This window comes from Chromobacterium sp. FG22 (assembly GCF_057809415.1).
In genome coordinates this window covers 83,728-104,629 of sequence record NZ_JBMDJX010000013.1, presented here as the reverse complement: position 1 = coordinate 104,629, position 20,902 = coordinate 83,728, and the positions used below count along the sequence as shown (strand labels likewise).

The following is a 20,902-nucleotide window of genomic DNA, read 5'->3' as shown; positions in this document are numbered from 1 at the left end:
AAAAAAATCATAGGCCGGAGACCTGTCTTTCCTCGAACCAACGTAGAACCTGTGCGACCGCCTGGTCGATGGTCAGCTCCGTGGTGTCGAGCAAAAAGGCGTCCGGCTCCTGGCGCAGCGGCGCTACCGGCCGGGCGGCATCGCGCGCGTCCCGATCGATAATGTCCTGCAGAATCCGTGGGAGATTAGCAGAATCTCCCTTGCCGATCAACTGCTTATAGCGGCGCTCGGCGCGTTCCTCGGCGCTGGCGGTCAAAAACACCTTCAAGGCGGCGGCGGGAAACACCACCGAACCCATGTCGCGGCCGTCCGTCACCAGGCCCGGCAACTGGCAGAAATCGCGTTGGCGCTGCAACAGCGCGGCGCGCACCGCCGGCAGCGCGCCCACCTTGGACGCGCCGATGCCGATTTCCTCGCTGCGTATCGCCGCGCTGGCGTCGTTGCTCTCCAGCCACACCGCCCCGTCGGCGAACTCCACCGGCAAGCCGGAGGCGGCCGCGGCCAGGCCCGGCTCGTCGTCCCAGCCTATATTGTGACGCTGCGCGAACAGCGCCAGCAGCCGGTAGAGCGAGCCCGAATCCAGATAATGAAACCCCAGCCGCGCGGCGACCAGGGCGGCGACGGTGCCCTTGCCCGAGGCGGACGGGCCGTCGATGGCGATGACAGGTGCGGTCATGTACAGACGATGTCCTTGCAGAAATTCGCGCCGGCCGCCGCAACGGGCAACCGGCCAAACCGTCGATTTTATCTCAAAGCCGCGGGCCGGCGCAGCAAGATTCTACGACGCGCGCCGCGCCGACGCGCCGCCACGCGGGTTTGCGCAAAGACCTTGCTGGCGGTTACATTGTCCGACGGGCGCCGCGTCGCCCTTCGCCAACCCCAAGAACACAAGATCCCGAACCGCCATGGAACAACTGCATCTCGCCCCCGTCCTCCGCCTGTCCGGCGCCATCAAGCTCCCCGGCTCGAAAAGCATCTCCAACCGCACCCTGCTGCTGGCCGCGCTGGGCAGCGGCAGCACCCTGGTGCGCGATCTGCTGGATTCGGACGACATCCGCCACATGCTGGCGGCGCTGAAGCTGCTGGGCGTGGAGATCGAACAGATAGGCGACAGCCGCGACTTTCGCGTGCAGGGCGTGGGCGGCGAATTTCCGGTTAAAAGCGCAGACCTGTTCCTCGGCAACGCCGGCACCGCCTTCCGCCCGCTAACCGCCGCGCTGGCGCTGATGCAGGGCGATTACCAACTCAGCGGCGTGCCGCGCATGCACGAACGGCCGATCGGCGATCTGGTGGACGCGCTGCGCGTGGCCGGCGCCAAGATTCAGTACCAAGGCCAGCCCGGCTACCCGCCGCTGACCATCGCGCCGGCGCAACTGGAGGCCGGCCGGATCATCCCGGTCAAGGGCAATGTGTCCAGCCAGTTCCTCACCGCCTTGCTGATGGCGCTGCCGCTGACCGGCGAAACCGCGGTCATCGAAGTCAGCGGCGAGCTGATCTCCAAGCCCTATATCGAAATCACCCTCAATCTGATGGCGCGCTTCGGCGTGCGGGTTGAGCGCGACGGCTGGCGCCGCTTCACCATCCCCGGCGGCCAGACTTATATTTCCCCGGGAGAGGTTCACGTGGAAGGCGACGCCTCCAGCGCGTCCTATTTCCTCGCCGCCGGCGCGCTGGCGGGCGGCCCGGTGCGGGTGGAGGGCGTGGGCGCGGACAGCATTCAGGGCGACGTCAAGTTCGCCGACGCGCTGCGCCTGATGGGCGCCGAAGTCAGCATGGGGCCCAATTGGATAGAAGCCCGCGCCAGCCTCCCGCTCAAGGCGATAGACGCCGACTTCAACCACATCCCGGACGCGGCGATGACCTTGGCGGTGGCGGCGCTGGCCGCCGACGGCACCAGCACGCTGCGCAATATCGAAAGTTGGCGCGTCAAGGAAACCGACCGCCTGAGCGCGATGGCCGCCGAGCTGCGCAAAGTCGGCGCCGTGGTGGAGGAAGGCCAGGACTACATCCGCATCACCCCGCCGCCGGCCTTGACGCCGAACGCCGAGATCGACACCTACGACGACCACCGCATGGCGATGTGCTTCTCCCTGATTTCGCTGCTGGGCGCCCCGATCACCATCAACGACCCCAAATGCGTGGCCAAGACCTTCCCCGATTACTTCGACGCGCTGGCCGCGCTGAGCGCTCAGGCGTAAACGCCGCGGCGCCCCGATCCAGCCCCGCCCCGGCGGGGCTTTGTTTTGCCCGCCGCTTGCGCCCCGCCCGCCGATAAAACACAATATATGGATCACAAAAATAGAAAGACGCTAAATAATGGAAAATTTCTTCGCCCTACGCCGCCAATTCATGCAGCAGTTCGACATCCCCAGCCCGGCCCAGCCGCAATGGCAGCCGCAGCAGCTGGCGATGTGGGAGACCATGCTGGGCGAAGAGCTGGCGGAATTCCAGCAAGCGCTGGCCGACTACAAGCGCCAGGACGGCGATGATGCGGAACGCGCGCGGCGGATGGCGGAGCTGCTGGCCGAGGGCGTGGACGTGCTCAATGTGCTCAGCGGCCTGCTGATGTCGCAAGGCCTACCGCTGGAAGAGATGGCGCGGGAGATCCACGCCGCCAATATGCGCAAATGCGTGGACGGCAAGATTGTGCGCCGCGAGGACGGCAAGGTGCTGAAGCCGGCCGGCTGGCGGCCGGCCGACAAGGAAGGAGTGATACGCCGAGCGCTGGAGTCCTGAGCACCTGTTTACGTTCCACTGCTCGTCGTGAAACGTGACGCGGCGAGTACCGCTTCGAAATGCTCATGCACCACGTGTACATTCCGCTTTCTCAGCCGCAACGCCTTGTCTCACCTTAGCTCGCGAGATCGTAAACAGGTTCTGAGAGCCCGATAAAGCCCGCTGCGCGTCGGCGGCAACGGCGCTCAGTGATCCCGCCGCGCGAACAGCCGGGCGATGCCGTGGTAATGCGGCTGGCCATGGCCGACATCCAGCGCATACTCCTCTTGATAGGCCAGCAGGCTCAGCGCCGAGAACTGACGGCGCAGCTCTCCCGGCTGGTAGTAATGCTTGACGTAGGAGGCCGTCTCGCTGGCCACCCGGCCCAGGGCGTCGCACCCCGGATCGTCGACCGTGAACACCGATACGAACAGATGGCCGCCCGGCTCCAGCGCGGCGGCCATCTGGCGCGCCAGCGCCTCGCCCTCGTCCACACCCAAATGATCCAGCGAAGTATTCGCGACGATCAGCCGGAAACGCCCCGGCTCCAGTTCCAGGCCGGCCAGATCCGCCACCCTGCCGCTCACGTTCAGCCTGCGCTGGTCCGCCGCCTCGCCCAGACTCGCGATCGCCTCCGCCGAACCGTCCACCGCCGTCATCGCGAAGCCCCGCTGAGCCAGAAACAAGGCGTTGCGACCCTGGCCGCAGCCCAGATCCAGGCCGGCTCCGTCGCCCGCCACATGATATTTTTCCAGATACTGGACCAAGGACGGGGACGGCTTGTCCCCGTAGAAGGACGTGCTCGAACGATACACGCCGTCGAAACCCGCTGCTGTCATGATGATGCCCCCGTCTCGGCTGCCCGCCTACGGCCTACCCCGGCCCGGGTGCGTCCCAGGATACCTGTACGATAAGCCACCTACCCTTTTGGACAGCATAGACGATGTCCCCAGCAAGAACATCCCTATCGATTTAGCTATTCATCAAATCATTTGCGGCAGCGCGTGCAAGGACTGCGCCGGCAGCATTTCCAGCAACAGCCAGATCGCGGTTCCCGCCAACATCGCCGCCATGCCGCAATTGAAAACCCTCAACCGGCGCGGCGACGCCAGGAAGCGGCGCGCGGCCACGCCGGACCCCGCCCACAGCGCGATGCACGGCAGGCCGATGACGAAAGTCAGCGCCGCGAACAGCAGGCCGGCATGCCAGGCGTTCATCTTGGCCGGCAGAAACACCATCGCGATATTGAAACCCATCAGCCACACCTTGGGATTCAACCAGTTGAACAGCACCCCGCCCCAAAAACCCATAGGCGCGCCGCCGGACTCGCCCGCGGCCGGCGCCGAGCGCGCCATGCCCCAGGACAGCCACAGCAAATACAGGCAGCCGGCCATGGCCAGGTAAATCTGCACCGAAGCGATGACGGCGACCAGGCTGCCCAGGAACACCGTCAACAAGCCCACCTGCACCGACAGGCCCAGCGACATGCCCAGCAAGGCCGGCACCGTGCGGGAAAAACCATGATTGACCCCGGACGAGGCCAATACCAGATTGTTCGGCCCCGGCGTGATCGACATCACCAACAGATAAGTCACCAACGCAACAAAGTTCATTACCGCTCCAAACCATAGCCAGCGGCCGGACAATCCGGACGCGACATGTTTTCAATGCTGGCCATGATAACGCCGCCGCAATATCGAATACAGATTCAGAAAAATTGAATTGGAACCATAACAGTTTTACAATTTCAAAACTGTTATGGTCGTTTTTGCGGAAAATTGTACCGATGGCGACCCCCACATCTGTCAGCGAGGCCCCCAGCATGAGCGACGAACCCCTCTATCAGCAGTTGGTCAACGAATGGATCACCCTGATCCAGACCAGCGTGGTGCAGCCCGGAGAACGACTGCCCTCGGTGCGCAAGGCCTGCGAAATGCACAAGGTCAGCCCGTCCACCATCCTGATGACTTACCGCACGCTGGAGGACCGCGGCCTGATCGAGGCGCGGCCGCAATCCGGCTTCTACGTCAAATCCGCCGCCACCCTGCCGCTGCCGCGCATGCGCCGGCAAAGCGCCGCCCACCACGCCGGCGAGGTGGTGGACCAGATCGAAGCGGTGATGACGGCGCAGACGCGGGAGGATTTCATCGACCTGTCCTTGGCCAGCCCGCGCGGCAGCGACTTCTACCCCACTACCCGCTTCAAGCACATCATGGGGCGGCTGCTGCGCCAGCACCCGGAGCTGACCACCGATTACCCGTTTCCGCCCGGCTCGGAACGGCTGCGCCGCCAGATCGCCCAGCGCGCGGTCAGCTGGGGCTGCGTGCTGGCCGCCGAGGACTTGGTGATCACCAACGGCTGCACCGAGGCGCTGCAACTGGCCTTGCGCGCCTGCTGCAAGCCGGGCGACACCGTGGGCCTGGAATCGCCCACTTATTTCGCGCTGCTGCCCACGCTGAAGAACCTGGGCCTGAGCGTGATCGAAATTCCCACCCATCCGGCCAACGGCCTGTCGCTGGACGCGCTGGAACTCTTGCTGTCGGAGAAAAGGCTGAACGCCATCGTGGCCATGCCCACCGTGCACAATCCGCTGGGCTGCACCATGCCGGCCGAGGCCAAGCAAAGGCTGGCGGCGCTGGTCAACGAACACCAGGTGCCGCTGATCGAGGACGTGCCGCACGCCGATCTGCACTACGACGGCGCCACCCCGGACGCGGTCAAGGCCTATGACCGCGACGGCTGGGTGCTGCTGTGCTCCAGCTACAGCAAGACCTTGGCGCCGGGTTTTCGCATCGGCTGGATCGCGCCCGGGCGCTTCTTGCGGGAAGTGACGCGGCTGAAGTTCGCCAGCTCGCTGGCCCAGCCGCGCTTATTGGAGGAAACGCTGGCGGAATATCTGGAAACCGGCGGCTACGACCACCACCTGCGGCTGATCCGCCGCCACTTCATGAGCCAGATGGAAAGGCTGCGCGGCACCGTCGCCAGCTGCTTCCCGGCTCAGACGCGGGCCACCTCGCCGTCCGGCGGCTGCCTGCTGTGGGTGGAGCTGCCCAGCGGCGTGGACACCATGGCATTGTTCCAGACGGCGCTGGCCGAACGCATCACCATCGCGCCCGGCACGCTGTACTCGGCCAAGGGGCGCTACCGCAATTGCGTGCGGCTGTCCTGCTGCTATCCGTGGAACCCGGCGTACGAACGCGCCTTGCGGCGCGTGGGGGAACTGGCGGGAGAGATGGCCGACTGAATCAGGCCGGACGGCCGCTACGCGGCGGCTGGGCGCGCACCGCGGCGCGCGAAGAGGACGGAGCGGACGACGGCGCCACCGCCGGCGCGTGCTGCGGCGCGGACGCCGGCGGCGTAGCCTGCGACGGCAACGGACCGCCCGGCTCGCGGCCGGCCGGTTCGCGCGCGAACTGAGTATCGTCCGCCTTGCCCGGCGACAGCCAGCGCACCGCGGATAGATCGCCGTCCACCTTGGCCTTGGCCACGTCCTTGCAAGTCAGACACACCGGCACGCCCTTGCGCGCCTTCAAAGCCTGGTCCACCCGCGCGCCGAACACCACCGCGGACTTTTGCTTCTGCCAGGCCAGCAGCGTTTCGGCCAGCATCGGGAAGGAAGGATCGTCCTGCTTGTAGTGATTGCGGTAAGCGGTCAGCCACAGTTCGCCGGCGGCGTCCTGGTTCAGCAACACGGTCTGATAAGCCACCGTGACCGCGTCGCCGCGGCCCACGGTCTTGGACAGCAGCAAGGCGTCGTCGTTTTTCATGCGCACGCAGCCATGGCTGCGGAAACCGGGCACCGAGCCGGGCGCGTTGGTGCCGTGAAAGCCCAGGCCCAGCTTGGCCTCGCCGAAACGAATGAAGACCGGCCCCAGCGGGTTCTTGGGCCCCGGCGGCACCACGGTCTGCACTTCCTTGCCGCTGCGGCGCATTTCTTCCTGGATGGAGCGCGGCACATGCCAAGCCGGCGCCTTGTAAATGCCGGTAATGTCGAAGCTGCCAATCGGCGTCTGGGTCAGCATCTTGCCCACCGCCACCGGATAGATCTTGGACAGCCTGCCGTCCTGGTACTGGAACAGCCGCGCCTGCGGCAGGTTCAGCACCAAGTGCAGGCCCGCGGGGTTGACCTGCACATCAGGCTCGGGAATCACCGCCGCGCCGACAAACGGCGCCACGCCAAGCCCAAGCCAACCCAACAGCCCAACACATCGCTTCAACATACCGCACCATATCTAAAATCACTATTGTTCGATTCTAACAGAAAGCGTGGGAAAGCAAGATTCTGACTATTACCAAGCCCCTGCCGCCTCCGGGCTGTCGCTAATATTGTCGGTTTTACGCCAGCATAGCCGGCTTGAGCTCAAAACGCAGGCCAATGCGCCAAAACCCAGGCCGCCGCGTACAGGCCCAGGCCGAAACTGGCGTGCGCCGCCAGGCTGCGCCGGCGCGACAGCCATGGCCGCGGCGTTTTCGACGCGAAGAAACCCGCGCCCATCGCCGGCTGCATCAGCAGGAAAGGCGCCGCCGCGCTGGCGAGGCCGAACAAGAGCGCGGGCCCCGGCGTCGGCGCGCGCCACCAAAGCTCGCCGCACGCGGCCAGCAACAACAGCGCGAAGACGACGCCAATCAAATAATGCGCCAGCCAGCCCAGCGCCCGCTCGCCGCGCGCCGGCTCGGCGCGGGCGATGCTTGCGTGGCGGAAGCGGCCGCGCCGCCAATGCGCCACCCAGCGCCCCACCAGAGCGTAATCCAGCGACGGCGTGCCAAAGCTCCGCCGCAGCCAGTACGCCCACGCATCCATCACCACCGTGGCGCCTACGCCCACCAGCGCGCCGCGCGCCAACCATTCCGTCACCGCCTCCATGCCCTCTCCCCATCAACCATTCAATGCCCACGCCGCGCCCGACGCGACGCCGGCGCTGACAAACGCTGATCAATAGATTATCATTAAATAGATTGATTGAATGATATTTTGAAGGCCGTCCATGACCAGCACTCCCCCGCCCGCTCCGGAACGCTTCGCCGACCTGGCAGACCTGGCCCGCACGCTGAGCCACGCCCACCGACTGTTGCTGCTGGAACACATCGCCCAAAGCGAGCGCCCGGTTGAGCGGCTGGCCGAGCTGGCCGGTCTGTCCATCGCCAACGCCTCGCAACACCTGCAACACCTGAAGCGCGCCGGACTGGTCCTATCGCGCCGCGACGGCAAGCGCGTGATGTACCGGCTGGGCGACGGCCCCATTCTGGCCGTGCTGGACGCGCTGCGCCGTCAGGCCGAGCACCGCCGCGCCGCCGTCCGCGCGCTGCTGGACGACGCCGCCGCCCGGCCCGAGACGCTGGACGGCGTCACGCTGGACGAGCTGCTGCGCCGCTTGGGCGACGGCGACCTCATCCTGCTGGACGTGCGGCCGGCGGACGAGTACGCCGCCGGCCATCTGCCCGGCGCGCTCAACCTGCCGCCGGAGCGGTTGGAACACGGCCTGGCACAGCTCCGCGCCGGCGCCGAAATCATCGCCTATTGCCGCGGCCCCTTCTGCGTGCTGTCCACCCAGGCGGTGGCCGCCTTGCGCGCCCGCGGCCTGAACGCCAGGCGGCTGGACAGCGGCTTCCCGCAATGGAAAGCGGCCGGGCTGGAGGTCGAAACCGGCGCGCCGGCCGGCGCGGACAAAAAACCCCTGCGCGTTGCCGGATAATTTGAGAAAATCGCCGCTTTCCGTTTGATTTTCCAAGCAACACCATGACGCACAAACAGACTATCGCCCAGGTCGAGTCGCTGGACCACGAAGGCCGGGGAGTCGCCCACGTCGATGGCAAGACCATCTTCATCGACGGCGCGCTGCCTTATGAAACCGTGGTCTACAGCGCCTATCGCAAGAAGTCTTCCTACGAGAACGCCAACACCAGCCAGGTGCTGAAGGAAAGCTTTCTGCGCACGCAGCCGCGCTGTCCGCATTACGGCACCTGCGGCGGCTGTTCGATGCAGCATGTGGAGTTCTCCGCCCAAGTGGCGGTCAAGCAAAGGGTGCTGGAAGACAATCTGGCCCGCATCGGCCGGGTCAAGCCGCAACAGGTGCTGACGCCCATCGCCGGCCCGGCCTGGCACTACCGCCACCGCGCGCGGATGTCGGCGCGGCTGGTGGAGAAAAAGGGCGGCGTGCTGGTGGGCTTCCACGAGAAGCGCTCCACCTACATCACCGATATGAGCGAGTGCCACATCCTGCCGCGCCATATCTCGGACCTGATCGTGCCGCTGCGCGAGATGATCTACAAGCTGTCGATCAACAACCGCATGCCCCAGGTGGAGCTGGCGGTGGGCGACAAGGTGGACATCCTGGTGTTCCGCAATATGGAAGCCATCAACGACGCCGACCACGCGCTGCTGCGCGCCTTCTCCGACACCCACGGCAGCAAGGAGCGTCCGCTGCAGATGTGGCTGCAGCCCAAGGGCCCGGACACCTGTTATCCGGTCTACCCGCTGGACGCGCCCAAGCTGACTTACAGTCTGCCGGAATACCGTGTGGAGATGCCCTACTACCCCACCGAGTTCACCCAGGTGAACCCCGAGATCAACGCGGTGATGGTGTCGCGCGCGCTGAAATTCCTGGACCCGCAGCCGGGCGAGCGCATCGCCGACATGTTCTGCGGCATCGGCAACTTCACCCTGCCCATCGCCCGCTCCGGCGCCGAGGTGCACGGCATGGAAGGCAGCCAGCCCCTGGTCAAGCGCGCGGTGGAAAACGCCACCCACAACGGCCTGCAGGACAAGGTCAGCTATGAGATGGCCAATCTGTTCGAAGTCACCGAGGAGTCCTTCGCCGCGCTCGGCCGCTTCGACAAGATGCTGGTGGACCCGCCGCGCGACGGCGCGGTGCAGCTGCTGAAGGCCATCACCGAAGACACCGCGCCCAAACGCATCGTCTATGTGTCCTGTAATCCGGCCACGCTGGCGCGCGACGCCAATGTGCTGGTGCACACCAAGGGCTACACGCTGAAGGCGGCCGGCATCATCAATATGTTCCCGCACACCGCCCATGTGGAATCCGTGGCCTGGTTCGAAAAAACCGGCCCGTGCAAGAGCCGCAGCGAAATCGCCGCGATCGAAGCCGCCGAGGAAGCCGAACGCGAGGCGGTGAAAGCGGCGCAGCGCGCCGAGGCGGCGGCGGAAGCCGCCAAGAAGGAGCAGGAGCTGGCTGAAAAGGCCGCGGCCAAGCAGGCCCGCCGCGATTATTATTTCGCCGAACAAGCCCGCCGCGAAGCGGAACAGCAAGCGCAATAGTCCCGCATGCGACAAGCCTCCGGCCATGGCCGGGGGCTTTATTTTTGAGCCGGCCGCGCAGCTTGTTTGATCAAACCGGCTGGTTTGCGACAGCGGATAAGCGCACAGTGGCGGGCGAATGCGTTTTACATGGAATCGGCAATCGCTTCATGTCAAAATTCGCCGTTCGCCAATCAACAACACAAGCACACACAGCGGGCGCGCCCGCCAACATCGCCGCTCCTGCCTGAAGGACGGCCCATCAAGGCAATAGATATGCACATACTTCAATTCGTCTTCGGACTGCTGGTTGTCTTCCTGCTGACCCAAGTGGTGGCGCGCGACCGCAAGAACATCAAGATCCGCTACGTGCTGCAACTGATCGTGGTGGAGATGGCGCTGGCCTACTTCCTGCTGCACTCCAGCTACGGCCTGACCCTGGTGGGCGGCGTGGCCGGCGTGTTCGATAAATTGATGAGCTACGCCGGCGAAGGCACCAACTTCGTGTTCGGCGGCCTGCTCAATCAGGGCGAGTTCAGCTTCTTCCTCAAGGTGCTGATGCCCATCGTCTACATCTCGGTGCTGATCGGCATCCTGCAGCACATCCGCGTGCTGCCCTGGGTGATACGCGGCATCGGCTGGGTGCTGGCCAAGATCAGCGGCATGGGCAAGATCGAGTCCTTCAACGCCGTCGGCTCCATGATCGTGGGCCAGTCCGAGAACTTCATCGCCTACAAGAACATCATCGGCAGCTTCTCGGAAAAGCGCATGTACACGCTGGCCGCCACCGCCATGTCCACGGTGTCCATGTCCATCGTCGGCTCCTATATGCAGATCATCCAGCCGCGTTTCGTGGTCACCGCGCTGATTCTCAATCTGTTCAGCACCTTCGTCATCCTGTCGCTGATCAACCCCTACGACGCCAGCCGCGACGACGATGAACTGATCAGCGCCGAAGCCGCCCACCGCATGTCCTTCTTCGAAATGCTGGGCGACTACATCATGGCCGGCTTCAAGATCGCCGTGATCGTCGGCGCGATGCTGATCGGCTTCATCGCGCTGATCACCACCGTCAACCACCTCTTCGACGCCGTCTTCGGCGTGAACTTCCAGTACGTGCTGGGCTATGTGTTCTATCCCTTCGCCTGGCTGATGGGCATCCCGGCCGCCGACATCATGCCGGCCAGCAGCATCATGGCCACCAAATTGGTGACCAATGAATTCGTGGCGATGATGGAATTGAAAAAGCTGACCGCCCAGCTGTCGGAATACACCATAGGCGTGATCTCCATCTTCCTGGTGTCCTTCGCCAACTTCAGCTCCATCGGCATCATCGCCGGCGCGGTCAAGGGCCTGGACGAGGAGCGCGGCAATATGGTGTCCCGCTTCGGCCTGAAGCTGGTGTACGGTTCCACCCTGGTCAGCATTCTGTCGGCGCTGATCGGCGGCCTGGTGCTCTAAACCGGCCCCTCCTCCGCCAACAGGCCCGGTCTATGCCGGGCCTGTTTCATTTCCCGCCTCAAGCCACCTTGTCGAGGAAAATCAGCTTGATCGGCTCAGCCAGCAATTCATCGAAGCGCTTTTCGAAGGCCCGGAAGTAAGGCGCGGCCAAATGCTCGTCCAGCGCGGCGCGGCTGACGAAGGCTTCCCGCATGTAAAAGCTGCCCGGCTCGTCCGTGAGTTCGAACAGGGTGTAATCGAGGTTGCCCGCCTCGCGGCGAGTGGGCTCGACCAAGGCGGTCAAGGCCTCGCGCAAGGCGTCGCGCTGGCCCGGCTTGGCCTTGAGCACGGCGATGCTGGTCAGGGGTAATGTCGTCATGATGCGGTTCTCCGTTCTTGGGATGATGCGGCGGCGGCGCGCTGGCCTACGCCTCAAACCGTCAGTATGAAGACGCCGCGCAAGGCCAAACAGACCGGCCCCGCGCAGACTCTTTCAATCCGGGTTTGAAAACGCCGCGCCACCCGGCGCCGGGCAATAAAAAACCCGGCGCCAGCCGGGCTTTCCATCCAGTGCTTCCCGCCCTCACACCTTGGGCCAGGCGATGGGCCGGTAATCCGGCAATCCATCCTTGAACGGCGGAATCCGCTCGCCCTCCATCAAGGGACGCACATAGTCGAGGAAGGCCGGCGTCACGCTGAAGCCGTCGGCGCCGATGAACTCCGGCGGCAGCCGCTTCTCCTGATCGCCCACCACCGCCAACGGCACCTCCACCACGTCCCAGCAATAGGGATGGTTCTGGATGCGCTTGATGCCGGCCATCACGCCGCTCTTGCCGGCCAGCAGCCACTCCACCGCCCGCTCGCCCATGATGTAGGCCTGACGCACATCCATGCTGGACCCCAGATGGCCGCCGGCGCGTTGCAGATAATCCACCTGCGCCACGTGCGCGGAAATGCCGCGCTCGCGCAGCAGCAGCTGGGCGATCCAGTGGCCGGCGCCGCCCAGTTGCTCATGGCCGTAGACTTCGGATTTCTTGGCCTCGGCGACGAAGCGGCCGTCGGCGTCGGTAATGCCCTCCGCCACCGCGATCGCGCACTGGCCGAAGCGCGCCAGCCTGTCGTCCACCGCGGCGAGGAAACGCTCGGCATTGAAAGCCACTTCCGGCAGCAGCAGCAAATGCGGCGCTTCGCGCTCATTGCGCGCCGCCGCGGCGCAGGCCGCCGCCAGCCAGCCGGTATGGCGGCCCATGGTTTCCATGATGAAGACCCGGCCCCAGCCCATGCTGGTCATGTCCAGCCCCACCTCGCGCATCGCGCTGGCCAGGAATTTGGCGGAGGAGCCGTAGCCGGGGCTGTTGTCGGTGCCCACCAGATCGTTGTCTATGGTCTTGGGAACGCCCACCACCTTGAGCGGATAGCCCATGTGGCGCTCGAACTCCGCCAGACGCTCGGCGCAGCCCAGCGAGCCGTTGCCGCCGTTGACCAGCAGATAATGGATGTCGTGCCGGGCCAACACTTCGCGCAGCCGCCGCCAGTCGTCGCCGGCCTCGGCGAAGCTGCCTATCATGCGCCGGCTGACGCCGAAGCTGCCGCCGGGCATGAAGGCCAGTTGGGCGATGGCCTCGTCCGATACCGCGTCGGTATTGCACAAGCGGTCCTCCAGCAGGCCGGCCAGGCCGTCGAAAGCGCCGTACATCGACAGGCCGCGCTGGCGCGCGGTTTCTATCGCGCCCTGCGCGGAAGCGTTCAACACCGCAGTCGGACCGCCCGACTGCAAATATACGGCACGGGGTTTGGACATCATCGCCACCTGGAGAAATGGAGAATCAAACGGCGCGGCGCGCGGCCGGGCCGGGAATACCACAAACATACCACTGGCCGGAAAGCCGCCTCAAGCCGGACGGCGCCGCCATTCCCCATTTCCTTGACCGGCGGCAAATCCGCGCGCAAGTTGCCGCCGCGCTACAGGCGGCCTTGGCCCTCCTAATCCCAGCGCGGGCTGAACTCCGGATCGGCCAGCCGCTCGCCGCGCTCCAGGCCGGCGATGGCGTCCATATCGGCCTTGCTCAAACTCAGCGTCTCCGCCTGCAGATTGGCGGCCAGATTGGCGCGCCGGGTGGACGATGGAATCACGGCCAGCCCCTGGCGCAACAACCAGGCCAAGGCCAGCTGCGCCGGGCTGGCCCGATGCCGCGCGGCGATTTCGCGCAATAGCGGCTCGTCCATCACCTTGCCGTAAGCCAGCGGCATATAGGCGGTGACCGGCACCCCCTGCTCTCGGCAAAAATCCAGCAGCTTGCGGTTTTGCAGGAAAGGATGCACTTCCACCTGCTGGCTGGCGATCTCGCCCGGCCCCACCGCGGCCAGCGCCCGGCGCAGATGGGCGATGGTGAAATTGGACACGCCTATCCGCCGCGTCAGCCCCTGCTGCTTGGCCAGGGCCAGCGCTTCCATATATTCCGCCACCGGCAGCGCGTCGCCGGGCGACGGCCAATGGATCAGCGTCATGTCCACCTGTTCCACGCCCAGCAAGTCCCGGCTGCGGCGCAGGCTGTCGGCCAATTTTTCCCGCCCCAGGTTCTCGGTCCAGATCTTGGTAGTCAGAAACACTTGCTCGCGCGGCAAGCCGCTCTGGCGCAGCGCCTGCCCCACCTCGGCCTCGTTGCCGTAAATCTGCGCGGTGTCGATGTGGCGGTAGCCCAGCTCCAGCCCGATCAATACCGAATCCACCACTTGTTGCCCTTCCAGGCGGAAGGTACCCAAACCTATTTTTGGCATATCCATGATGAAACGTCCTTTCAATTGCGCGCCCTGCGGCGCTTTATTTCCATTGTCCTGCTCCGGCGGTCAAGCCGCCTGCGAACACATTGCCGGCGTCCGCGCCGCGCGGCGGTCCAGCGCGCCGGACCAAGTGGTCAGGGCCAAGGCGGCCAACACCACCAGCGCGCCTATCCACGGCGTGGCCAGCAGGCCCAGCTCCGCCACCACCCAGCCGCCGGCCCAGGCGCCGCCGGCGATGCCCACATTGAAGGCGGCGATGTTCAGGCCGGAAGCCACGTTCACCGCCTGCGGCGCGTCGCGTTCCGCCTGCCGCACCACATAGAGCTGCAGGCCGGCCACATTGCCGAAAGCCACCGCGCCCCAGGCCAGCACCGTGACCAGCACCCACGCCGGCGACGGCGCGGTGAAGCTCAGCGCCAGCAGCACCAGCGCCAGCAAGGCGAAGATGATCTGCAAGGCGCGCACCGGCCCCTTGCGGTCCGCCAGCCGGCCGCCCCAGATATTGCCCGCCGCCACCGACACGCCGTACACCAGCATCACCAGCCCCACCCGCGACGGCGCGAAACCGCTGACCTGCTCCAGAATGGGCGCCAGATAGGTGAAGGCGATGAAAGAACCGCCGTAGCCCAAGGCCGTCATCGCGTACACCAGCAATAGCCGCGGCCGTTTCAGCACCGCCAGCTGCGCGGCCAGCGAGGCCGGCGGCGGTTGGGGAATATCCTTGGGCACCAGCAGCAGGCTGCCGATGAAGGCCAGCACCCCCAGCATGGACACCGCCAGAAAAGTGGCTTGCCAACCCAGGGTCTGGCCGATGAAGGTGCCCAGCGGCACCCCGCTCACCAGCGCCACCGTCAGGCCGCTGAACATCAGCGCGATGGCGCTGGCCGCCTTGTCCTTGCTCACCAGGCCGGTGGCGATGGTGGAGCCGATGGAAAAGAACACCCCGTGCGCCAGGCCGGTCAGCACCCGCGCCGCCATCAGCGCCTGGTAGCCCGGCGCCTGCCAGGCCACCAGATTGCCCAGGGTGAACAAGGCCATCAGCCCCAGCAGCAAGGGCTTGCGCGGCACGCGGCCGGTCAGCGCGGTCAACAGCGGCGCGCCCACCGCCACGCCCAAGGCGTAAAGGCTGACCAATAGGCCGGCGGACGGCAGCGACACTCCCAGGCTGGAAGCGATGGTGGGAATCAGGCCCACGATGACGAATTCGGTGGTGCCAATGGCGAAGGCGCTCAAGGTCAGCGCCCATAAGGCAAGCGGCATGGTGTTCTCCCAAAGAAAAGCCGAGTCGGGCCCGCCGCGGCGGGCAAACGAATAAGGCCGCATTCTCCACGCTTGCCAGCTGCGGAAAAATCCGCTTCACTGACAAAAACTTTTGCTCAGGAATCAACAATGCTACCCATGGAAGCGCTGATTGCATTTGTCTCAGTCATAGACGCCGGCTCCTTCTCCGCCGCCGCGGAGCGTCTGGGCCAGACCCCGTCCGGCATCAGCCGCAGTGTCAGCCGGCTGGAAAAACAGCTGGGCGTGGCGCTGATCACCCGCACCACCCGCCGGCTGGACCTGACCGCGGAAGGCCGCTGGCTGCTGGAACGCGCGCGCCGCATCCTGGCCGAGCTGCAGGACACCGAGGCTCAGTTGGCCGCCAGCCTGGCCCAGCCCAGCGGCCTGCTGCGCGTCAACGCCGCCACCCCCATCCTCACCCGGCTGATCGCGCCGCTGGCCGCCGGCTTTCTGGAACGCTACCCGCAGGTGCGCCTGGAGTTGACGGGCGCGGAAGGCATCGTCGATCTGATAGAAGAGCGGGCCGACGTCGCCATTCGCGTCGGCATGGGCGCGCTGGCGGACTCCAGCCTCAGCGCCCGCCGCCTGGGCGACAGCCGCATCCGCCTGGTGGCCTCGCCGGACTATCTGAGCCGCCGCGGCGCGCCGGACAACGCCGACGCGCTGGCGCGGCACCGGCTGCTGGGCTTCACCGCCCCGGAAACCCTCAATCAATGGCCGCTGCGCCACCGCGGCGGCAACGGGCTGGCCATCCAGCCCGCGCTGACCGCCTCCAGCGGCGAAACCCTGTTGCACCTGGCCTTGCACGGCGCCGGCATCGCCTGTCTCAACGACCTGCTCACCGCCGAAGATCTGCAAAGCGGCCGCTTGTTGCCGGTGCTGGACGCCGTCAGCCTGCCGTGGAGCCAGACTATCTGGGCGGTGTTCTACAAACAGGGCGCGCTGGCGCCGCGCGTCGGCGCCTGGGTGGATTATCTGGCCGCGGAGCTGGGCCAGAGGCTGGGACAGCCGACGACGACGGAAAAAAATCAGCGTCCTTCATGAAGTTCAGGAACTGAATTAATTTTTCACTTACAAAAACAATAAGATAGATCCATTACGGCGGCCGCCGCCCGCTTGCGCCATGACCACCCTGCCCCCCAAGCTCATCGTCGCCATCGACGGCGTCGCCATGGAGTACATCGCCGTCGGCGCCGCCGCGCCGCCCATCGTGCTGATCAACGACGCCGGCACGCCGATGGAGGGCTGGTACAAAGTGCTGCCGGCGCTGGAAACGCTCAGCGGCGTGTTCGCCTACAACCGCTGCGGCATAGGCAACAGCGGCAACGCCCGCGAGGCGCAGACCGGCGCCGCGATGATGGAAACCCTGCGCGCGCTGCTGTTCAAGGCGGACCTGGCTCCGCCCTATGTGCTGGTGGCCCACGCCTTGGGCGGCCTGATCGCCAATCTGTTCGCCCGCAGCTACGCCGGCGAAGTGGCCGCCGTGGTGCTGCTGGACGCCGCCGCGCCGGAGGACATCAGCGCGCTGGACGCGCGGCAAGGCCGGCTGGGCCAGTTGCTGCGCCGGGCGCTGGACCTGGCTCAGGACCGGGACACCCTGAACGAGACCGGCCACCTGCGCCGCAGCGCGGAACAGATCGCCGAAGCGCCGCCCTTCCCCGACATCCCTTTGTTTGTGATCAGCGGCGGCGCGCCGGGCTTGTCCTGGCTCACCTCCAAGGCGGTGCTGGACGCGCGCGCCGAGGGCCAGCGCCGGCTGGCGGCGCTGTCGCCGCGCGGCCGCCACGTCATCGCCGCCCGCAGCGGCCATTTTCCGCAATTCTCGGAACCGGAACGGGTCGTCTCCGCGGTGCGCGACGCGCTGACGGCTATCGCCTCTAGCTAAACGCCCGCCCCATGATGGCGTTGGCCAACAAGCCCCGACGCCTCACAAGCGCTTGAAGTAATAGGCGGTGGGATGCAGGCGTCCGTCCGGACGGGCGGCGTAATCCGGGATCTCCCCGCTCTTGCTCCAGCCCAGTTTGCGGTAGACGTCCTCCGCGCCGGAACCGGCCTCGGTGTCCAGCACCAGCAGGCGAATGCCCTGTTTGTGTGCATGATCCTCCAGCGCCGCCATCAATTGGCGCGCCACGCCGCGGCCGCGGCGGGCGGAATGCACCAAGAGCTTCTGCACCTCGGCGCGGTGGCGGCCGTTGCCGCGCTGGCAAGGCGCCAGTTGCACGCAACCCAGCAGTTCCTCGCCCTCTTCCGCCAGCCATAATTGCAGGCCGGCGCCCAGCAGCGCGTCCACCTGCGCCCAGTAAGCGGCGGCCTCGGCCTCAAGCAAGGGCGCGAGGAAGCCCACCGACGCGCCGCCGGTCACGCAGTCGGCCAATAAGGCGCTCAGGCGCGAGTAATCCCGGGCCGCCAGCGCCGGCGTCATTCTGATCGTGCTCATCTTTTTTCCCCCTTGAACGCCGCGCGCGGACCGCGGCCACAAGCCGGGACAAGCAGTTTTCATGCCGGAGCGCGGCGCGGCAAACCTGCTAGTCTGGAACAAACCCTATCGGACGCTGCCATGGTTTGGTCCCCGATGCGCCTGGCGCTGATCTGCTGCGCCGTTCTCGCCCCGCCCTGCCTCGCCGCCGCGCCGCCGCCGGCGCGGGAGGTGGTGCTGGCCAGCGGGGAGTGGCCGCCCTATCTATCCGCCAAGCTGCCGCAGCAGGGCTATGCCTCCCACATTGTCAGCGAAGCCTTCCGCCTGGCCGGGATCACGGTGCGCTACCGGCATTTCCCCTGGGCCCGGGCCGAGGCCATGGTGCGCGGCGGCGAGATCGCGGGATCGGTGGTGTGGTCGATCACGCCGGAGCGCGAGCGATTCGCGCTGTTCAGCCTGCCGGTGGTGGTGGATGAGGAGGTGGCGTTTCACTTGGCCAAACGCCCGCTTTCTCCGACGGAGATGCCGGATTTGTACGGCTTGCGCATGGCCACGCCCAACGGTTCCAAATTGGGGGTATGGGGCGAGGCGGTGCGCGCCGGCCATATTCGCAACGACAGCACTCAGGACATAGAAAGCGGCATGCGGCAGTTGCTGGCGGAGCGCATCGATTTTTTCCCTCTGGTCAAATCGGTGGGGCAATCCTTGCTGCGCCGGCGCTTCACGCCGGAGCAGCGCGCCGCCATCGTCTACGCGCCCAAGGTGTGGGAACGCAACGAGTACCGCCTGATGCTGAGCCGGGCGCAGCCGCAAAGCCAGTGGCTGCTGGACCGCTTCAACGAAGGCCTGGTCCGGCTTAAAAACAGCGCCCAATACCGGCGGATGGAGCGGGATTTCGAGGATGGGGCTTACGATCAGCCGGTCTCTACGGCAAAACCTTGAAGCCTCCCGGCTTACATGCGCTGAAAGAGATGGGCGTAGCTGCGGCTGACTTCCAGCGGTTCCGGATAGCCGCGCAATTGCAGCATGAGGCCGCGCTGGCCGTCGTCGCGCTTGATCTGCTCGATGGCGTCCACCCGCACCAGGGTGGAGCGGTGGATCTGCCAGAATTCGTCCGGGTCCAGCGCCTGCAACAGTTCCTTGATCGGCATGCGGATCAAGGCTTCGCAGCCGACGGTCTGCACCCGGGTGTATTTTTCATCGGACTGGAAAAACAGCACTTCGCCGGTGCTGATCATGCGCAGGCTATTGCCCACCGAGGCCTTGATCCAGCGCAGATAATCCGGCCGCGCCAGTTGGCGGCTCAGTTGCTGCAGCGAGTCCTGCCAATGCGAGGGTAGCGTCAGCTGCCGCTGCTCCCAGCGCTGGCGCGTGCGCAACAGCCGCTCGTCCTCCACCGGCTTGAGCAGATAATCCACCGCGCCTTCTTCAAAGGCCTTGATCGCGTATTGGTCGTAAGCGGTGACGAACACCACCGGGCACAGGCCGTCTATCTCCATCGCCGCGGCGATGCCGTTCTGCACCGGCATGGTGATGTCCAGAAAAGCCAGGTCCGGCCTATGCTCGCGGACCAACTCCGCCGCCTCCGCGCCGTCGCGGGCCTCGGCCACTATCCTCAACTCCGGCCACACCCGTTGCAGGGCCATGCGCAGTTGCTCGCGCATCAGGCGCTCGTCGTCGGCGATCACCGCGCTCAATTTGCTCATTAACGCTGTCCTCTTTCAAGCGGGCCGCTCACACCAAGGCGAACGGCAGGCCTATGGTGGCGCGGGTGCCGCCTGTCGGCAACACCTCCAGCAACAGCTGCGCGCGCTCGCCGTGCAACATGGCCAGGCGCTCGCGGATATTGCTCAGGCCCAGGCCCTGCCCCGGCTGCTCCGGGAAGCCGACGCCGCTGTCGCTGACCGCCACCCTAAGCTCGCCGGCCAACACCTTGGCGTCGATGAGGATCTCGCCGCCTTCGGCCTTGGGCTCCAGGCCGTGTTTGATCGCGTTTTCCACCAGGGTTTGCAGCATCATCACCGGAAAGCGCGCGTCCAGCAGCGACTCCGGCACCTCCAGCCGCACCCGCAGCCGGTCTTCCATCCGCAGCTGCATGATGTCCAGATAGGCGCGCGACAATTCCAGCTGCTGGCCCAGGCTGGTTTCCGCCGGGGACTCCCGCCACTCCGGCAGCGAGGAGCGCAGATAGCGGATCAGCGCCTTTTGCATCAGCAAGGCGCGCTCCGGCGCGGTTTCCATCAACTGGCACACCGAGGACAGGGTGTTGAACAGGAAGTGCGGCTCGATCTGCGCCTGCAGCGCTCCCATCCGCGCTTCCGCCAGCTGGCGTTGCAGCGCCTCCACCTCGGCCAGCTCCTCCGCCTGCCGGCTGCGCACCACCGCCGCGTCGGCGCGCTGCTCCGCCCGGCGCTTGCCTCTGGCCACGATCTTGACGATGCAGACGGTCACGCCCAGGAAGAAGGCCAGCGCGGGAATCCCGATGATGCCGCCCAGGATCAGGCCCAGAAAGCAGATCAGCAGCAGCCGGCCCCAGCCGACGGCGGCCAGCCAGTCGAAAAACAGCCACCAGTAGATGGAAGCCTTGTGGCTGACGAGTTCAATGCCCGCCAGCGCCTCCGCATGTTTTTGCCTATCCATGATACGCCCCCCGGTCTTGCTTCATTTCTTCCTCGGTCCCCTGCGTCAGCGCCGCCGGCCTCGACGGCTTCGGCGCGACGCAGGCCTTGACCAGGAAGGACATCAGTATCAAAAAAACCACGGCGCCGCTCAAGGCCAGCACGCCGCTCAAAATCAAGGCCAGCAGCGAGACCAAGGCCAGCCGCCCCCAGCCGAGGCCGGCCAGCCAGTCTACATAAAGCCGCCAGTAAATGGCGATTTTGTGCTTGACGCCGTTCAGTCCGTCCAGGGCTTCCGCGTGTTTTTCCCGATCCATGTTCAGCTCCTTGCAATGCGTTGTGGTTGACGCTGCTCACTGTAGCCAGCGCCAAACGCGGCCGACAGCGGCTTGCGAC

At 65.8% G+C, this 20,902-nt stretch carries 22 protein-coding genes; 9 read left to right on the top strand and 13 right to left on the bottom strand.

Features of this window, described 5'->3' with window-relative positions; genetic code table 11:
- Positions 1 to 7: 7 nt before the first annotated feature.
- Positions 8 to 676, bottom strand: a complete 669-nt coding sequence (cmk, locus tag ACODSD_RS14375; protein ID WP_107799732.1) for a (d)CMP kinase — start codon at positions 674 to 676, stop codon at positions 8 to 10.
- A gap of 229 nt (positions 677 to 905) precedes the next feature.
- Here cmk and aroA point away from each other — a divergent pair, with 229 nt between their 5' ends.
- Together aroA and ACODSD_RS14365 are read left to right on the top strand one after the other, a co-directional pair.
- A complete protein-coding gene (aroA, locus tag ACODSD_RS14370) occupies positions 906 to 2,198 on the top strand; it encodes a 3-phosphoshikimate 1-carboxyvinyltransferase (protein WP_488877669.1) in 1,293 nt (430 codons plus the stop codon).
- Positions 2,199 to 2,316: 118 nt separating this feature from the next.
- Positions 2,317 to 2,736, top strand: a complete 420-nt coding sequence (locus ACODSD_RS14365) for a pyrophosphohydrolase domain-containing protein (RefSeq protein ID WP_488877668.1) — start codon at positions 2,317 to 2,319, stop codon at positions 2,734 to 2,736.
- 185 nt (positions 2,737 to 2,921) lie between these two features.
- On the opposite strand, the gene ACODSD_RS14360 is transcribed toward ACODSD_RS14365, so the two are convergent.
- Together ACODSD_RS14360 and ACODSD_RS14355 are read right to left on the bottom strand one after the other, a co-directional pair.
- Positions 2,922 to 3,554 (bottom strand): class I SAM-dependent methyltransferase, encoded by a 633-nt coding sequence (locus ACODSD_RS14360; protein ID WP_488877667.1) that lies wholly within the window; start codon positions 3,552 to 3,554, stop codon positions 2,922 to 2,924.
- A gap of 144 nt (positions 3,555 to 3,698) precedes the next feature.
- A complete protein-coding gene (locus ACODSD_RS14355; protein WP_107799736.1) occupies positions 3,699 to 4,328 on the bottom strand; it encodes a LysE family translocator in 630 nt (209 codons plus the stop codon).
- Between the two features lie 209 nt (positions 4,329 to 4,537).
- Here ACODSD_RS14355 and ACODSD_RS14350 point away from each other — a divergent pair, with 209 nt between their 5' ends.
- On the top strand, positions 4,538 to 5,959 hold the full coding sequence (locus ACODSD_RS14350; RefSeq protein ID WP_488877666.1) for an aminotransferase-like domain-containing protein: 1,422 nt from the start codon (positions 4,538 to 4,540) through the stop codon (positions 5,957 to 5,959).
- Position 5,960: 1 nt separating this feature from the next.
- Here the strand turns inward: ACODSD_RS14350 and ACODSD_RS14345 are convergent, their stop codons facing one another.
- Positions 5,961 to 6,935: a L,D-transpeptidase gene (locus tag ACODSD_RS14345; RefSeq protein WP_107799738.1), complete on the bottom strand. Its 975-nt coding sequence runs from the start codon at positions 6,933 to 6,935 to the stop codon at positions 5,961 to 5,963.
- A gap of 140 nt (positions 6,936 to 7,075) precedes the next feature.
- A complete protein-coding gene (locus ACODSD_RS14340) occupies positions 7,076 to 7,579 on the bottom strand; it encodes a DUF2938 domain-containing protein (protein ID WP_107799739.1) in 504 nt (167 codons plus the stop codon).
- Between the two features lie 121 nt (positions 7,580 to 7,700).
- On the opposite strand from ACODSD_RS14340, the gene ACODSD_RS14335 reads away from it, so the two are divergent.
- The 3 genes from ACODSD_RS14335 to ACODSD_RS14325 all read left to right on the top strand — a co-directional run bounded on the left by ACODSD_RS14335 (position 7,701) and on the right by ACODSD_RS14325 (position 11,431).
- The gene (locus tag ACODSD_RS14335) at positions 7,701 to 8,408 is read left to right on the top strand and encodes an ArsR/SmtB family transcription factor (RefSeq protein ID WP_107799740.1); all 708 of its coding nucleotides are present in this window, start codon (positions 7,701 to 7,703) and stop codon (positions 8,406 to 8,408) included.
- Positions 8,409 to 8,452: 44 nt separating this feature from the next.
- Positions 8,453 to 9,991, top strand: a complete 1,539-nt coding sequence (gene rlmD / locus ACODSD_RS14330; RefSeq protein ID WP_488877665.1) for a 23S rRNA (uracil(1939)-C(5))-methyltransferase RlmD — start codon at positions 8,453 to 8,455, stop codon at positions 9,989 to 9,991.
- 255 nt (positions 9,992 to 10,246) lie between these two features.
- Positions 10,247 to 11,431, top strand: coding sequence for a NupC/NupG family nucleoside CNT transporter (locus ACODSD_RS14325; RefSeq protein WP_107799742.1), 1,185 nt, complete (start codon positions 10,247 to 10,249; stop codon positions 11,429 to 11,431).
- A 58-nt stretch (positions 11,432 to 11,489) separates the two neighbouring features.
- Here ACODSD_RS14325 and ACODSD_RS14320 read toward each other — a convergent pair whose 3' ends face one another.
- The 4 genes from ACODSD_RS14320 to ACODSD_RS14305 all read right to left on the bottom strand — a co-directional run bounded on the left by ACODSD_RS14320 (position 11,490) and on the right by ACODSD_RS14305 (position 15,451).
- A complete protein-coding gene (locus tag ACODSD_RS14320; RefSeq protein ID WP_227104018.1) occupies positions 11,490 to 11,789 on the bottom strand; it encodes a putative quinol monooxygenase in 300 nt (99 codons plus the stop codon).
- Between the two features lie 204 nt (positions 11,790 to 11,993).
- The gene (locus tag ACODSD_RS14315) at positions 11,994 to 13,211 is read right to left on the bottom strand and encodes a 6-phosphofructokinase (protein ID WP_107801833.1); all 1,218 of its coding nucleotides are present in this window, start codon (positions 13,209 to 13,211) and stop codon (positions 11,994 to 11,996) included.
- 182 nt (positions 13,212 to 13,393) lie between these two features.
- Positions 13,394 to 14,194 (bottom strand): 2,5-didehydrogluconate reductase DkgB, encoded by an 801-nt coding sequence (dkgB, locus tag ACODSD_RS14310; protein WP_488877664.1) that lies wholly within the window; start codon positions 14,192 to 14,194, stop codon positions 13,394 to 13,396.
- A gap of 63 nt (positions 14,195 to 14,257) precedes the next feature.
- Positions 14,258 to 15,451, bottom strand: a complete 1,194-nt coding sequence (locus tag ACODSD_RS14305) for an MFS transporter (RefSeq protein WP_227104024.1) — start codon at positions 15,449 to 15,451, stop codon at positions 14,258 to 14,260.
- Between the two features lie 129 nt (positions 15,452 to 15,580).
- Here ACODSD_RS14305 and ACODSD_RS14300 point away from each other — a divergent pair, with 129 nt between their 5' ends.
- Both ACODSD_RS14300 and ACODSD_RS14295 read left to right on the top strand, forming a co-directional pair.
- A complete protein-coding gene (locus ACODSD_RS14300) occupies positions 15,581 to 16,516 on the top strand; it encodes a LysR substrate-binding domain-containing protein (protein ID WP_488877663.1) in 936 nt (311 codons plus the stop codon).
- Between the two features lie 79 nt (positions 16,517 to 16,595).
- Positions 16,596 to 17,357, top strand: coding sequence for an alpha/beta fold hydrolase (locus tag ACODSD_RS14295; protein WP_107799747.1), 762 nt, complete (start codon positions 16,596 to 16,598; stop codon positions 17,355 to 17,357).
- A gap of 42 nt (positions 17,358 to 17,399) precedes the next feature.
- On the opposite strand, the gene ACODSD_RS14290 is transcribed toward ACODSD_RS14295, so the two are convergent.
- The gene (locus ACODSD_RS14290; protein WP_488877662.1) at positions 17,400 to 17,909 is read right to left on the bottom strand and encodes a GNAT family N-acetyltransferase; all 510 of its coding nucleotides are present in this window, start codon (positions 17,907 to 17,909) and stop codon (positions 17,400 to 17,402) included.
- A 120-nt stretch (positions 17,910 to 18,029) separates the two neighbouring features.
- Between ACODSD_RS14290 and ACODSD_RS14285 the strand changes: the two genes are divergently transcribed.
- Positions 18,030 to 18,830: a substrate-binding periplasmic protein gene (locus ACODSD_RS14285; RefSeq protein WP_488877661.1), complete on the top strand. Its 801-nt coding sequence runs from the start codon at positions 18,030 to 18,032 to the stop codon at positions 18,828 to 18,830.
- A gap of 11 nt (positions 18,831 to 18,841) precedes the next feature.
- On the opposite strand, the gene ACODSD_RS14280 is transcribed toward ACODSD_RS14285, so the two are convergent.
- The 3 genes from ACODSD_RS14280 to ACODSD_RS14270 are packed head-to-tail and all read right to left on the bottom strand — an operon-like array spanning position 18,842 to position 20,823.
- Entirely contained in the window at positions 18,842 to 19,594 is a 753-nt protein-coding gene (locus tag ACODSD_RS14280) for a LytR/AlgR family response regulator transcription factor (RefSeq protein WP_488877660.1), read from the bottom strand.
- 28 nt (positions 19,595 to 19,622) lie between these two features.
- Positions 19,623 to 20,528, bottom strand: a complete 906-nt coding sequence (locus ACODSD_RS14275) for a sensor histidine kinase (RefSeq protein WP_107799751.1) — start codon at positions 20,526 to 20,528, stop codon at positions 19,623 to 19,625.
- Positions 20,521 to 20,823, bottom strand: coding sequence for a hypothetical protein (locus tag ACODSD_RS14270; protein ID WP_107799752.1), 303 nt, complete (start codon positions 20,821 to 20,823; stop codon positions 20,521 to 20,523). Before ACODSD_RS14270 ends, ACODSD_RS14275 begins: the two co-directional genes overlap by 8 nt.
- Between the last annotated feature and the right edge of the window lie 79 nt (positions 20,824 to 20,902).

Bases quoted from the DNA above. Each gene is read 5' to 3' on its own strand.
- ACODSD_RS14275 (WP_107799751.1), bottom strand. From the start codon at position 20,528: ATGGATAGGCAAAAACATGCGGAGGCGCTGGCGGGCATTGAACTCGTC.
- ACODSD_RS14300 (WP_488877663.1), top strand. From the start codon at position 15,581: ATGCTACCCATGGAAGCGCTGATTGCATTTGTCTCAGTCATAGACGCC.
- ACODSD_RS14320 (WP_227104018.1), bottom strand. From the start codon at position 11,789: ATGACGACATTACCCCTGACCAGCATCGCCGTGCTCAAGGCCAAGCCG.
- aroA (WP_488877669.1), top strand. From the start codon at position 906: ATGGAACAACTGCATCTCGCCCCCGTCCTCCGCCTGTCCGGCGCCATC.
- ACODSD_RS14340 (WP_107799739.1), bottom strand. From the start codon at position 7,579: ATGGAGGCGGTGACGGAATGGTTGGCGCGCGGCGCGCTGGTGGGCGTA.
- cmk (WP_107799732.1), bottom strand. From the start codon at position 676: ATGACCGCACCTGTCATCGCCATCGACGGCCCGTCCGCCTCGGGCAAG.
- ACODSD_RS14315 (WP_107801833.1), bottom strand. From the start codon at position 13,211: ATGTCCAAACCCCGTGCCGTATATTTGCAGTCGGGCGGTCCGACTGCG.
- dkgB (WP_488877664.1), bottom strand. From the start codon at position 14,194: ATGGATATGCCAAAAATAGGTTTGGGTACCTTCCGCCTGGAAGGGCAA.
- ACODSD_RS14335 (WP_107799740.1), top strand. From the start codon at position 7,701: ATGACCAGCACTCCCCCGCCCGCTCCGGAACGCTTCGCCGACCTGGCA.
- ACODSD_RS14270 (WP_107799752.1), bottom strand. From the start codon at position 20,823: ATGGATCGGGAAAAACACGCGGAAGCCCTGGACGGACTGAACGGCGTC.
- ACODSD_RS14290 (WP_488877662.1), bottom strand. From the start codon at position 17,909: ATGAGCACGATCAGAATGACGCCGGCGCTGGCGGCCCGGGATTACTCG.
- ACODSD_RS14350 (WP_488877666.1), top strand. From the start codon at position 4,538: ATGAGCGACGAACCCCTCTATCAGCAGTTGGTCAACGAATGGATCACC.
- ACODSD_RS14355 (WP_107799736.1), bottom strand. From the start codon at position 4,328: ATGAACTTTGTTGCGTTGGTGACTTATCTGTTGGTGATGTCGATCACG.
- ACODSD_RS14360 (WP_488877667.1), bottom strand. From the start codon at position 3,554: ATGACAGCAGCGGGTTTCGACGGCGTGTATCGTTCGAGCACGTCCTTC.
- ACODSD_RS14285 (WP_488877661.1), top strand. From the start codon at position 18,030: ATGGTTTGGTCCCCGATGCGCCTGGCGCTGATCTGCTGCGCCGTTCTC.
- ACODSD_RS14365 (WP_488877668.1), top strand. From the start codon at position 2,317: ATGGAAAATTTCTTCGCCCTACGCCGCCAATTCATGCAGCAGTTCGAC.
- ACODSD_RS14295 (WP_107799747.1), top strand. From the start codon at position 16,596: ATGACCACCCTGCCCCCCAAGCTCATCGTCGCCATCGACGGCGTCGCC.
- ACODSD_RS14280 (WP_488877660.1), bottom strand. From the start codon at position 19,594: ATGAGCAAATTGAGCGCGGTGATCGCCGACGACGAGCGCCTGATGCGC.
- ACODSD_RS14345 (WP_107799738.1), bottom strand. From the start codon at position 6,935: ATGTTGAAGCGATGTGTTGGGCTGTTGGGTTGGCTTGGGCTTGGCGTG.
- rlmD (WP_488877665.1), top strand. From the start codon at position 8,453: ATGACGCACAAACAGACTATCGCCCAGGTCGAGTCGCTGGACCACGAA.
- ACODSD_RS14305 (WP_227104024.1), bottom strand. From the start codon at position 15,451: ATGCCGCTTGCCTTATGGGCGCTGACCTTGAGCGCCTTCGCCATTGGC.
- ACODSD_RS14325 (WP_107799742.1), top strand. From the start codon at position 10,247: ATGCACATACTTCAATTCGTCTTCGGACTGCTGGTTGTCTTCCTGCTG.